This window comes from Mycobacterium sp. UM_11, from assembly GCF_001414075.1.
Taxonomy (GTDB): Bacteria; Actinomycetota; Actinomycetes; order Mycobacteriales; family Mycobacteriaceae; genus Mycobacterium.
On sequence record NZ_LATC01000012.1, the window covers coordinates 41,589 to 54,342 of the forward strand.

12 protein-coding genes are annotated in these 12,754 nt (G+C 71.0%); 9 read left to right on the top strand and 3 right to left on the bottom strand.

All coding sequences use genetic code 11. From position 1 onward, the window contains the following. Positions 1–36 precede the first annotated feature (36 nt). On the top strand, positions 37–636 hold the full coding sequence (kstR, locus tag WU80_RS05235; protein WP_197281082.1) for a cholesterol catabolism transcriptional regulator KstR: 600 nt from the start codon (positions 37–39) through the stop codon (positions 634–636). A 10-nt stretch (positions 637–646) separates the two neighbouring features. Here the strand turns inward: kstR and WU80_RS05240 are convergent, their stop codons facing one another. After that, complete coding sequence (locus WU80_RS05240; protein WP_055399751.1) at positions 647–1,726, bottom strand: LacI family DNA-binding transcriptional regulator; 1,080 nt, start codon at positions 1,724–1,726, stop codon at positions 647–649. 156 nt (positions 1,727–1,882) lie between these two features. Between WU80_RS05240 and WU80_RS05245 the strand changes: the two genes are divergently transcribed. Genes WU80_RS05245 through WU80_RS05275 form a run of 7 tightly spaced genes read left to right on the top strand, consistent with a single transcriptional unit; the run spans position 1,883 to position 8,164 of the window. After that, on the top strand, positions 1,883–2,782 hold the full coding sequence (locus WU80_RS05245) for a metal ABC transporter solute-binding protein, Zn/Mn family (protein WP_055399834.1): 900 nt from the start codon (positions 1,883–1,885) through the stop codon (positions 2,780–2,782). Further along, the gene (locus WU80_RS05250; RefSeq protein ID WP_055399753.1) at positions 2,779–3,603 is read left to right on the top strand and encodes a metal ABC transporter ATP-binding protein; all 825 of its coding nucleotides are present in this window, start codon (positions 2,779–2,781) and stop codon (positions 3,601–3,603) included. Before WU80_RS05245 ends, WU80_RS05250 begins: the two co-directional genes overlap by 4 nt. Continuing rightward, positions 3,600–4,460, top strand: a complete 861-nt coding sequence (locus tag WU80_RS05255; protein WP_055399756.1) for a metal ABC transporter permease — start codon at positions 3,600–3,602, stop codon at positions 4,458–4,460. Before WU80_RS05250 ends, WU80_RS05255 begins: the two co-directional genes overlap by 4 nt. A gap of 36 nt (positions 4,461–4,496) precedes the next feature. Next, entirely contained in the window at positions 4,497–5,210 is a 714-nt protein-coding gene (locus WU80_RS05260; RefSeq protein WP_055399758.1) for a sensor domain-containing protein, read from the top strand. A gap of 26 nt (positions 5,211–5,236) precedes the next feature. After that, positions 5,237–5,995, top strand: coding sequence for a LamB/YcsF family protein (locus WU80_RS05265; RefSeq protein ID WP_055399760.1), 759 nt, complete (start codon positions 5,237–5,239; stop codon positions 5,993–5,995). Continuing rightward, positions 5,995–6,912: an MBL fold metallo-hydrolase gene (locus WU80_RS05270; protein WP_055399762.1), complete on the top strand. Its 918-nt coding sequence runs from the start codon at positions 5,995–5,997 to the stop codon at positions 6,910–6,912. Before WU80_RS05265 ends, WU80_RS05270 begins: the two co-directional genes overlap by 1 nt. Before the next feature lie 10 nt (positions 6,913–6,922). Beyond that, a complete protein-coding gene (locus tag WU80_RS05275; protein WP_055399764.1) occupies positions 6,923–8,164 on the top strand; it encodes an SLC13 family permease in 1,242 nt (413 codons plus the stop codon). Here the strand turns inward: WU80_RS05275 and WU80_RS05280 are convergent. After that, entirely contained in the window at positions 8,161–8,472 is a 312-nt protein-coding gene (locus WU80_RS05280) for a DUF3303 domain-containing protein (protein ID WP_055399766.1), read from the bottom strand. The two genes, WU80_RS05275 and WU80_RS05280, sit on opposite strands and share 4 nt — an antisense overlap. Before the next feature lie 83 nt (positions 8,473–8,555). Next, the gene (locus WU80_RS05285) at positions 8,556–11,189 is read right to left on the bottom strand and encodes a LuxR family transcriptional regulator (protein ID WP_055399768.1); all 2,634 of its coding nucleotides are present in this window, start codon (positions 11,187–11,189) and stop codon (positions 8,556–8,558) included. Positions 11,190–11,356: 167 nt separating this feature from the next. Between WU80_RS05285 and WU80_RS05290 the strand changes: the two genes are divergently transcribed. Further along, positions 11,357–12,754, top strand: coding sequence for an NAD(P)/FAD-dependent oxidoreductase (locus WU80_RS05290; protein WP_055399770.1), 1,398 nt, complete (start codon positions 11,357–11,359; stop codon positions 12,752–12,754).

The window sequence follows — 12,754 nt, forward strand, 5'->3', positions numbered from 1 at the left end:
CGCGCTTCCGACTCGCAGCCGCGCGAGGTGATGAACGTGGCGGTATTGGCAGAGTCCGAACTGGGCTCGGAGGCCCAGCGGGAACGCCGCAAGCGGATCCTGGACGCCACCATGGCCATCGCGTCGAAGGGCGGCTACGAGGCGGTGCAGATGCGCGCCGTCGCCGATCGCGCCGACGTGGCGGTGGGCACGCTGTACCGGTACTTCCCGTCCAAGGTGCACCTGCTGGTGTCGGCGCTGGGCCGGGAATTCAGCCGCATCGACGCCAAGACCGACCGCTCCTCGATGACCGGGGGCACGCCGTTCCAGCGGCTGAACTTCATGGTCGGCAAGCTGAACCGGGCGATGCAGCGCAATCCCCTGCTCACCGAGGCCATGACGCGCGCCTACGTCTTCGCCGACGCCTCGGCGGCCAGCGAGGTCGACCAGGTCGAGAAGCTCATCGATTCGATGTTCGCCCGCGCGATGGCCGACGGCGAACCGACCGAGGACCAGTACCACATCGCCCGGGTCATCTCCGACGTCTGGCTGTCCAACCTGCTCGCCTGGCTCACCCGGCGCGCCTCGGCGACCGACGTCAGCAAGCGACTGGATCTGGCGGTGCGGCTGTTGATCGGGGACACCGAAAGCAGCTAGCCGGCGATTGTTACGCGGGCGGCCCCGCCGTGCGGCCCCGGATGAGCTCGGTGCCCAACACCTCGACGACCGGCAGGCCCGACCGCGGCGGACGCAACAACAACTCGCCCGCCCGGCGGCCCTTCTGCAGGCTCGGCTGCGCCACCGTGGTCAACCCGCGGCCGATCGCGTCCGGCACGCCGTCGAAACCGGTCACGGTCATCTGCCCCGGCACGTAAATGCCATGTGCGCGTAGGTAATCCATGGCCGACAGAGCCAGGATGTCCGCCGTGCACATCAGCGCGGTGATCCGCGGATTGGCCTCCAGCGCGGCCTTGGCGGCGGTGCCGCCGGAGTCCGGCTCGTGCTCGTAGCTCTCCACCACGGTCAGCGCGTCGGGGTCGATGCCGGCGGCCGTCATCGCCTCCCACACGCCGACGATGCGTTCGCGCTGCACGTCGAAGGCCGGCGATCGCAACCGGTCGGCGTCCACCAGTCCCTGCCGGCGGTCGCGGCCCAGCCGCATGGTCAGCAGCCCGATCTCGCGATGCCCCAGCCCCAGCACGTACTCCGCCAGCCCACGCATCGCCGCCCGGTCGTCGATGGCGACCCGGGACACACCGGCGAGCCCCTTCGGTTGGTCGACGACCACCACCGGTAACCGGCGCTGCAAGACGACCTGGAGGTACGGGTCCTCTTCGCAGACCGAATACACCACGAAGCCGTCCACCCCGGCGCCGAGCACCGCGCCCGTCCCGTCTTCGATGCTGCGGCCGGGGCCGACGGCCACCAACAGCAGGCCCTGCCCCAGCTCCTCGCAGGACTGCGCGACCCCGGCGACGAAATCCCGCGCCGCCGGGTCGCTGAAGAAGTAGGTCAGCGGCTCGGCCATCACCAGCCCGACCGCGCCGGCCTTGCGGGTGCGCAACGACCGGGCCACCGGGTCGGGACCCGGGTAACCCAACCGCTTGGCCGTCGCGAGCACCCGTTCACGGAGATCTGCGGAGAGCTGATCGGGCCGGTTGAAGGCATTCGAGATCGTGGTGCGTGAAACCTTCAGTTCGTCCGCCAACGACGCCAGCGTCGCACGCCGGCGCGATGCGGGACTCACAGTCGGTGACGCTACAGCGAATCCGCATGCGCGCGTGCGCGGCGTACACCAGTCACTTTGTAATGGAAACGATTTTCATTAGTATTGTGGGTCGGCCGACCGGCCGGCGAGAGGACATCGAACGTGCGCATGGCGCTGAGGCGGGGGCGGATCGCGATGGCCGGGCTGCGTTGGCTGCCCGCCGCGCTGGCCCTGCTGGCCGCCGTCGGCTGTGGGGGCGTCACGCACCCGCGGGCGGCCACCGTCGTCGCCTCCACCGGCGCATGGGGCAGCGTGGCCAGCGCCGTCACCGGCCGTCACATCGCGGTCAGGTCGATCCTGACCGGGGGCGACACCGACCCGCACTCCTACCAAGCCAGCCCTTCGGACGCGGCCGCCATCACCGACGCCACCCTGGTCGTCTACAACGGCGGCGGCTACGACCCCTGGGTGGAGCAGGTGCTGGCCAGTCACCCCGGCGTGAAGTCCATCGGCGCCTACTCGTTCCTGAAGGCAACCGCCACCGGGGGGCAACCGGCCAACGAGCACGTCTTCTACGACCTCGACGTCGCCAAATCGGTCGCGTTCGCCATCGCGGACCGCGTGGCCGCCATCGACCCGGCGCACGCCGCCGACTACCGTGCCAACGCGGCCGAGTTCTGCCGCGGCGCGGACGCGATCGCCATCTCCGAACACGCCATCGCCAGCGCCTACCCGGGCACCGCGGTCATCGGGACCGAACCCGTCGGGTACTACCTACTTTCGGCGTCCGGCTTGATCAACCGCACGCCGCCCGCCTTCACCGCGGCCAACGAGAACGAGACGGATCCCTCGCCGTCCGACATGGCGTTCGTCCTCGACCTGATCAACCACCGTCAGGTGGCGGCGCTTCTGGTCAACCCGCAGACGTCCACCGCCGCGATCAACGGCGTGCGCGACGCCGCGCGGCGCGCGGGCGTGCCGGTGACCGAGGTCAGCGAGACCCTCCCCGAGGGCACGGATTACCTGACGTGGCAACGCAATACGGTCAACCAGTTGCTGGCCGCGCTGCAATCACGCCGGTCAGTGCAGCCGTGACGCTCGACGCGGTCCACGCCGTCGACCGCCACCCGGACACCGTCTCGCTGCGCGGCGCCCGGCTGGCTTTCGGTGACCGGGTGCTGTGGGACCATCTCGACCTGACGGTGTCGCGCGGAGAGTTCATCGCCGTCCTCGGCCCGAACGGCAGCGGCAAAACGTCGTTGCTCAAGGTGCTGCTCGGTCAACTGCCGCTGTCCGCGGGAACCGCGCTGGTGGACGGGAAGCCGATGACTTCGGGCAGCGGGCGCGTCGGCTATGTGCCGCAGCACCGACCGATGGACCACGAGGTGATGCTCCGGGGTCGCGACCTGGTGCGGCTGGGTGTCGACGGACATCGCTGGGGCGCCGTGCCCCTGCGATCCGCCGACCGGGCCCGCCGGCGGGCGGCCGTGGCCGAGGCGCTGCGGCAGGTCAACGCCGAACACCTGGCGGATGTCCGGGTGGGCGTGATGTCGGGTGGCGAGCTGCAGCGAATGCGCGTCGCGCAGGCGCTGGTCAGCGACCCGATGCTGCTGCTGTGCGACGAGCCGCTACTGGCGCTTGACCCGGCGAACGCGAAGCTGGTGTCCGCCCTGATCGACCAGCGCCGCCGGGACGCCGCGACCACCGTCATCGTCGTCACCCACGACGTCAACGCGATCCTGCCGTACGTCGACCGGCTGATCTACCTGGTCGACGGGCGGTTCCGGATCGGCACGGTGGAGGAAGTGATGACCACCCAGACGCTGTCGATGCTGTATCGGGCCGACATCCAGGTGGTCAAGGTCAAGGACCGCTACGTGGTGGTGGGCGATACGACCGACGGGGCCCACCCGTGAATCACCGGCTCACCGACGTCCTGGCCCACCTGCTCGACTTCGACATCACCGCCCATCTGCTCGGCCACGACTTCGTCCAGCAGGCGCTGATCGCGGCCGCGCTGCTGGGGCTGGTGGCCGGGCTGATCGGGCCGTTCATCGTCATGCGCCAGATGTCGTTCGCCGTGCACGGTTCCAGCGAATTGTCCTTGACCGGAGCGGCTTTCGCGTTGCTGGTGGGCATCGAAGTGGGGGTGGGCGCCCTGGTCGGCAGCGCCCTGGCCGCGGCGCTGTTCGGCGTCCTGGGCCGGCGGGCCCGCGAGCGTGATTCGGTCATCGGGGTGGTGCTGGCCTTCGGGCTGGGCCTGGCGGTGCTGTTCCTCTACCTCTACCCGGGCCGGACCGCGACCAGCTTCGCGTTGCTCACCGGACAGATCGTCGGCGTCGGCTACACGGGGCTGGCCATGCTGGCGCTGGTGTGCCTGCTCGTGATCGTCGTCATCGCGACGTGCTATCGCCCGCTGCTGTTCGCGACCGTCGATCCCGACGTCGCCGCGGCCCGCGGCGTGCCCGTTCGCGCGCTCGGCATCGTGTTCGCCGCGCTGGTAGGCGTGGTGGCCGCTCAGGCCGTCCAGGTGGTCGGGGCGCTGTTGGTGATGTCGCTGCTGATCACGCCGGCGGCCGCGGCCGCCCGGGTGGTCGCCTCCCCGGCGGCCGCGCTGGTGGCCTCGGTGATCTTCGCCGAGGTTTCCGCGGTCGGGGGCATCGTGCTGTCGCTGGCGCCGGGCGTCCCGGTGTCGGTCTTCGTGGCGGGTATTTCGTTCCTGATCTACCTGGCCTGCTGGTTGCTGGGGCGCCGGCAGGAGTTCGCCGCCTAAGCTTGTCGACACCGACAAGCCCGCGTCCGAAAGGCTCTGGTGCGTAGGCAATTCGCGAGCGTTCTGCACGCGGCGGTGTGTGCCCTGACGGCGGGCTGCACCACCACCGTCGGCGGCAGCGCCGCGCCCGCGGACAACCACGGTCCGCTCTCTCAGGCCCCAGTGGCCGTCACCGCCCTGGACGGGCTGCTGCTCGACGACAGGAAAATCTACGACATCCTGGGTGGGGCACTGCGGATCCGGTACCGCACGCAGGACATGTGGGACTCCAGCGCCACGTTCAGCGACAAGAGCTGCCTGGCCATGGCCGGGCCCGCCCAGCAGGCCGTGTACGCGGACACCGGCTGGACCGCGGTGCGCGGCGAGCGACTGGACGACAGCTACGACAACCCCATGGTGCGCAACTATTCCGTCGACCAGGCGGTGATCGCCTACCCCACCGCCCGGCAAGCCAACGCGTTCTACGAGGCATCGGCGCGCAGGTGGTCCGCCTGCGCCAACCGCCGGTTCGTCGACCATCCGCCGGGGCAGCCCGAGGTCGCGTGGGCGGTGGCCGATTCCCACGCGGTCGGCGGCACGCTCAGCACGTCCGAAGAGCAGCAAGGCAGCGAAGACGGCTGGCGGTGCCAGCGCGCGCTCACCGCGCGCAACAACGTCGTCATCGACGTGGCCACCTGCGGCTCGTTCCTGCCGGGTGGGTCCGCGGTGGACATCGCCCAACAAGTCGCGGCGGCGGTCGTCACCCGGTAGCGACGGCCGCCCCATAAGCTGGGCGGGTGGCCCGCATCGACCTCAACGCCGACCTGGGCGAGGGCTTCGGCGTCTGGCGCCTGGGCGATGACGGCGCCATGCTGCGGATCGTCACCAGCGCCAACGTCGCATGCGGATTCCATGCCGGGGACCCGGCCGGCCTCTTGCGCGTCTGCCTGTCGGCCGCCGAGCGTGGCGTCCGCATCGGCGCGCAGGTGAGCTATCGAGACCTGGCCGGGTTCGGCAGGCGCTTCATCGACGTCTCCGCCGACGACCTCGCCGCCGACGTCGTCTATCAGATCGGCGCGCTGCAGGCGATCGCGCGCGCATCCGGCTCCGCCGTTTCCTACGTCAAACCCCATGGGGCGCTGTATAACTCGATCGTCACCAACCGCGATCAGGCGGCCGCGGTCGCGGAGGCGGTGCGGATGGTGGACCCGGGGTTGCCGGTGCTGGGCATGGCGGGTTCGGTGTTCTTCGACGAGGCCTCGACCCGTGGCCTGCGCACGGTGGCCGAAGCCTTCGCCGATCGCGCCTACCGGCCGGACGGCCGGCTGGTGTCCCGCCGGGAGCCCGGCGCCGTGCTGCACGACGCGGCCGCGATCGCCGACCGCGTGCTGGGCATGGTGACCAGCGGCCGGGTCACCGCCGTCGACGGCACATCGGTCACGGTCACGGCGGAATCGGTTTGCGTGCATGGCGATTCGCCCGATGCGGTCCAGATCGCGACCGCCGTGCGGGACCGGCTCACGGCGGCCGGCGTCGAGATCGGGGCGTTTCGCTGATGCGGCTCAAGCCCGGTCGACCCGACATCGCCCGGTACGCGGACCGGTTCGACGCGCCCGCCGCCGAACCCGGATCCCTGTCTGTGACGTGGATGGGCGTGGCGACGCTGCTCGTCGACGACGGTTCGTCGGCGCTGCTCACCGACGGCTACTTCTCCCGGCCGGGCCTGGCGCGGGTGGCCGCCGGCAAGGTGGCGCCGTCACCGGCCCGCGTGGACGGTTGCCTGGCCCGGGCCAAGGTGTCCCGGCTGCAGGCCGTGATCCCGGTGCACACCCATATCGATCACGCGCTGGACTCCGCGCTGGTGGCCGACCGCACCGGCGCGCGGCTGGTGGGCGGCCGGTCGGCGGCCAACGTCGGGCGCGGATACGGGCTGCCCGAGGACCGCATCGTGATCGCCGCCAGCGGAGAGCCGATCGCGTTGGGGGCCTACGACGTGACGCTCGTGGAGTCCCATCACTGCCCCCCTGACCGGTTCCCCGGCACGATCGACGAGCCGCTGACGCCGCCGGTCAAGGCGTCGGCCTACCGTTGCGGCGAGTCATGGTCGACGCTGGTGCACCACCGGCCCTCGGGCCGCCGGCTGTTGATCCAGGGCAGCGCCGGGTTCGTCGAGGGCGCGCTCGCCGGCCGGCGCGCCGACGCCGTCTACCTGTCCGTGGGGCAGCTCGGGCTGCAACCGCGGTCCTACCTGACCGACTACTGGAACGAGACCGTGCGCGCGGTGGGCGCGCGCCGGGTGATCCTCATCCACTGGGACGACTTCTTCCGGCCGCTGTCAAAACCGCTGCGGGCCTTGCCGTACGCGGGTGACGACCTGGACACCTCGATCGAAGTCCTCGACGAGTTGGCCACGTCCGACGGCGTCTCGCTGCACCTGCCTACGGTGTGGCGACGCGAGAATCCTTGGGCCTGAAGCGGTTACATTGACCCTGACCCTTGCGCTGGTGCTGCTCGCTGCCGTGCTGGCCTTCGCCGTGGTGCGCCCGCGGGGCTGGCCCGAGGCGGTGGCGGCGGTTCCGGCGGCCCTGATCCTGATCGCGGTCGGCGCGATATCGGTGCATCAGGCGGTCGAGGAGGTGGCCGGGCTGGCGGGGGTGGTCGGGTTCCTCGGTGCCGTGCTGGTGCTGGCCAAGCTGTGCGACGACGAGGGCCTGTTCGAGGCGGCGGGTGCGGCGATCACCCGCGGGCGCGTCGGATCGGGCGGCCTGTTGCGCCGGGTGTTCGTCATAGCCTCCCTGATCACCGCCGTGCTTAGCCTGGACACCGCCGTGGTGTTGCTGACCCCGGTGGTGCTGGCGGCCGTCCGCCGGCTGCGAACCCCGGTGCGGCCGTACGCCTATGCCACCGCACACCTGGCCAACGGCGCCTCCCTGCTGCTGCCGGTGTCGAATCTGACCAACCTGCTGGCGTTCCACGCCGCCCACCTTTCGTTCACGCGGTTCACCCTGCTGATGGCGTTGCCGTGGGTGGGCGTGGTGGTCACGCTGTACGCGGTGTTTCGCTGGTTCTTCGCGCGCGACCTGCGGGTGCAGCCGCGGCCGGAGCAGCCGGGACCGGCGCCGCGACCGCCGGTGTTCGTGTTGGTGGTGGTCGGGCTGACGCTCGCAGGGTTCGCGGTGGCACAGTCCATCGGGGTGGCGCCGGCCTGGGTGGCGCTCGCCGGGGCGGTCGTGCTGGCCGCGCGAAGCCTGGGCAGGGGACACACCTCGGTGGTCGACATCGCCCGTTCGGTGCACGTGTCGTTCCTGGTGTTCGTGCTCGCCCTCGGTGTGGTGGTGCGGGCGGTCATGGTCAACGGCATGGACAGGGCGATGTCGGCGGTGCTGCCCTTCGGCTCGACGCTGCCCGCCCTGCTGGCCATCGCCGCGGTGGCCGCCGTGCTGGCGAACGTCGTGAACAACCTGCCCGCCACCCTGGTGTTGCTGCCATTGGTCGCGCCGAGCGGACCGGTCGCCATCCTGGCCGTCCTGCTCGGCGTCAACATCGGCCCCAACCTGACCTACGTCGGATCGCTGTCGAACCTGTTGTGGCGGCGCGTGCTTCGCCAGCACGACGTCGACGCCGGCGTCGGCGAATACAGCCGCCTCGGATTGTGCACCGTGCCCGTCTCCCTAGTGATCGCGGTGCTCGCCCTGTGGGCTTCGGTGCGGCTGCTCGGCGCCTAGCCGATCGCCTCCCGGAATTCCACCCCCTGCTGCAGCGCCCGCGCCGCTTCGGCGATGTCGACGACGGGATAGATCCGGTAATCCAGGACGGTGGCGAATTGGCTTGTGGTCTCGACCAAATCGGCCGGATTGTCGGATTCCAGCACCGCGAACCCACCGCCGCCGTCGATGCGGCCGACGAACTGGTGATACGTCGTGGTCTGTGGTTGCGACCACTTCGAGTACGCGGCCAGGCCGCGGCGCAAGCTTTCGTCGTTCTCGGCCGCCGTTCCGTTCAGGCGATATGTCCAAGCCACCACGTATTTCATCGCGATCTCCTTTTCTCGTCGGGATCGCAACGCTAGGGCCGGATTACGTTCGGCGCATGAGTAGCCGCCTACTCGAAACGGGGTCAACCGGACCCGGCGCCCGGCCCCGACCGGATGATGGTCGCCAGTTCCTCGCGTGACTGAGCGCCCACCCGCTGGCAGGCCCGGTAGATGTGGCCCTCCACCGTGCGCACCGACATCACCAACTTCTCGGCGATCTGGCGGTTGGACAGACCGGCCACGGCGAGTTCGATGACGTCGCGCTGGCGACCCGACAGCTTGAGGCCCGCGGGCGTCCGCAACGCCGGGGTGCACAGGCCGCCACATTCCTCGGCCAATTCGCCGGCCAGCGCCGCGGCGTAAAGGCCGCGCTTGTGCTGTTGGCCGTCGATGAACGCCGCGGATGCCTGCGCGGCCGCGTCGGCGGCCGCGGCCCGGTCACCGATCGCCCGATAGGCGGCCGAAACCGCCAGCAGGCCTTCGCCATTGCCGGCCAGCAGGGCCTCCGCGTGCGACGCGATGGCGTCGGCCAGCGGCAGCGACAACGCCCCGGCCAGCTCCCGGGCCCGCGACGCCCCCGAGGCGTCCCCCCATTGCGCCGAGGCCTGAATGCAGGCCAGTTCGTGGGTCGGCTGCCCGCGCTCGCGCGCGAGCCGCGCGGCGCTCTGCGCGGTCACCACCGCCTCGCCGAGGCGACCGCTTGCCGCGAGCGCCCACCCGTTGGCCAGCGAAAGGCCCGTGTGCATGAACAAGTAGTCGGCCGGCACGCAGGACCGCGCCCCGGCGACCGCGTCGTTCGCTTCGGCCGGGTGCCCGAGCTTGCCGTGCGCCTCGGCCAGGGCGAAATAGCTCGCCGGTCGCAGACCGCTGGTGGTGGCGTGTATTTGCGCACCGGCGAGGGCTTCGTGGACCAGCCGGGCCGCTTCGGCGACTGCCCCGCGGGCCAGGTCGGCGTTGCCCAGCAGCAGGGCCAGGTTCGCGTAGGCCAGACCCGGGACGTCGCGCGCCGCGTCGGCCATTGTCTCTGCCAGACTGACGAATTCGTCGATGCGGCCCGTCAACCGGCAAGCCCGCCCGTAGACGGCACCGAACCAGAACCGCATGTGCGAGGCCTCGAAGGATGTGGTCGCCCGGCGCAGCGCCTGCTCGGCCTCGGCGGCCAGGCCGTCGACCCGTCCCAAAGCCCCCATCGCCATGATCAAGGCCAACGACGCCATCAGCGCGTGGAAATCCGGCAGCCCATCCGAATCCAGTGCAGCCCTGGCCCTTTCGGCCGCGAGTTGACAGCGCGCGGCCACCGCGTCCAGGCACGCCTGCACCGAAAGCCGCGCGGCCACCTGGGCCGGCGTCTCGGCCGCCTCGGCAAGGCCGTCGAGGATCACCGCGGCGTCCGCCGGCCTGCCGAGCATCCACACCAGGTTGGCCGCACGCAGGGTCGCCCAGTAGTGCGCGTCCGGCGCATCGCCGCCGGGGCCGCCGGTGATCGCGCGCAACGCCTCCTCGGCCTGCTCGCCGCGACCGAGCAGCACCAGGTTCGTCGCGCGCACCCCCGCCGCCCCAGGCGCCCCAGCCTGCGCGGCGGCGTTGGCAAGCCGGTCGGCCAGCTCCAGGTCCAACAACGACATCGCGTGCCGGGCCGATTCCAGATACAGCTCCGGTTGCGGGTCCAGATCCGACTCCAGGCTCAGCAGCGCCCGGCGCACCGTGGCCTGCATGTCGGCGTCGCCGTCCTGCGCCAGCCGCGTTGCCAGCCTGCCCCGGATCTTCGACAGATACATCTCGCCGGCGCCGGCGCGGCGAAGCTCCCCGTACAGCGGGTGCGCGAGCCTGGCCACCAAACCGCCGGCGGTGCGTTCGACGTTCACCAGGCCCATCGCTTCGGCGGCCACCAAGTCCTCGCGAGAAACCAAGTCGCACAACAGGTCCACCGGCAGCGGCTCGCACTGCGACAGGGTGTCGACGACCAGCGCGAGCGGCGGGGTCAGGCGGCCAAGCTGGCGCCCCACCGTTTCGGACAGGCTGGCCGAAACCGCGACGTCGCCGTCCCACATCCACACCCCGGCCACCTGCCGCACCCGTCCGGCCGCCATCTGATCGCTCAGCAGCTGCCGAAGGAACAGGGTGTTGCCGCCGGTGAGCCGCCGGAACCGGGCCGCGCATCGTGCGTCGACCGGACCGCCCAGCGTCCGCTCGATCACCTCGCGCGTCGCCGCGGCGGAGAGCGGCTCCAGGTCGAGGCGACTCAGCAAGCCGTCCTTCCACAACGCCGTCACCGCGTCGGGCTCTTCGCCGCCGGTGCGCACCGTGACCACCAGCCGGGCCCCGCCGGACTGTGCCAGCTGGTGAATCACCAGCGCCGACAACCCATCCAGTAGGTGCGCGTCGTCGACCCCGATCACCACGCGGCCCCGATGCTGGCGCGCCACGAACGACTCGATCACGCGTCGCACGTTGGTCAGCGGATCGGACATCGCGTCGCCGAGGAGGCCGATGAAGGCTCCGAGCGGCAGCGCGCGGGCCGACTGGGTGCCGACAATCCATGTGATGCGCTCACCCGACGCCCCGGCGCGCCGCAGCGCTTCGCGGGCCAGCCGGGTTTTGCCCACCCCGGCGGCGCCCGCGATCAGCACCCCGGAGTGCTGGTCAGCCCCGCTCAGGGCGCGTCGAATGGTTGCTAACTCGTTGTCGCGCCCAATCAGCAGATCACCGCTGATCACGCGGCGACTATAACCGCGCGGCGGCAGCGGCGTGGCCGATTGTCGGCGTTTCGGCGCGCCGTGCCCGGTCCGCTCACCCAAGTCGCGTAGCGGACTACGCTATCGGCCCCCAGCGCGCGCTGTGAGCATGGCTTTCGTCAGCTTGCGGGTCAGAAAGGCGGCGGGTCATGTCCGACATTAAGGCCAGGATCGGTAATCACGCGGTGGTGTTGGGAGCGAGCATGGCCGGTTTGCTGGCCGCGCGGTCGCTCGCCGACTTCTTCGACACGGTCACCGTCGTGGAGCGCGACCCGCTCCCCGACGCCGACACCGCCCGCCGGGGCGTGCCGCAGGGCCGGCACCTGCACGCGCTGTTGGCCCGGGGCGCCCAGGTGATCGAGGGGATGTTCCCCGGCGTCCTCGACGAGATGATCCTCGACGGCGCACAGTACTTCGACGGCCAGGACCTGTCCGGGCTGTACTACAACGTGGGCGGCCACCTGATGGCGCGGCGCGGCAGCGCCACCGGGTTGACCGCCTACAGCGCGACCCGGCCCTTCCTCGAGGACCACGTCCGCATCCGGCTGCGTGAGATCCCCAACGTCACGGTGCTCGACGACCACAGCATCTTGGGCCTGATCTCAACGGCGGACCATCACCGCGTCACCGGGGTGCGGGTCGTCGGTCAACACAGCGGCGAACCCGTCACGCTGCACGCGGACCTGGTCGTCGACGCCACCGGGCGCGCCGCCCGCACCCCCACGTGGCTGGAAAGCCTGGGATACGAGCGCCCGCGCGAGGATCGCGTCGTCGTCCAGCTGACGTACGCCAGCCAGGCGCTGCGGATCACGTCGGACGCGCCGCGGGAGCTCGGGTTCCTCGTCGGGATCGTGCCGGGCCGGCCGAGGGGTTGCGGCCTGTTGCACTGCGAGAACGACACCTGGCTGCTCACGGTGATGGGGGTGGCCGGCGAGGAGCCGAAGACGCTCGATCTTGCGACGTTGTGTGATTTCGTGGCGGACTGCGCGCCGGCCCATCTGCTGGCCGCGGTGCGCGCGGCCGAACCCATCGGGGAGCCGGTGCGGCACCGGGTGCCGTGCAGCCGGTGGCGGCGCTACGACAGGATGCGGCGCTTCCCCGAGGGCCTGCTGGTCACCGGCGACGCGATCTGCAGCTTCAACCCGATCTATGGCCAGGGCATGACGGTGGCCGCGCTCGAGGCGTTGGCGCTGCGCGACTGCCTCTCCGCCGGCGGCGACGACCTGGCGCGGCGCTTCTTCCGCGCCGCGGCGGCGCCGATTCGCCAGGCGTGGCAGCTGTCGACCAACCCCGACCTTGCCCTGCCCGAAATCGAGGGCACCGCACCGCTGGTCGCGCGATTGTTCAACAAGTACGTCGATCGCGTGCTCGTGGCGGCCGAAAGCGACACCGTCGCGTTCAATCAGTTCATCAGGGTGACCTCGCTCGTCGACCCCGCGACGAAACTGTTGCGCCCGAACATGATCTGGCGCGCCGCCCGCGGGCGCCGGCACGGTGTCGAGCAACCTGACGCGCCCGCCGACGTTCTGGTGAAGGCGGTGCCCTGA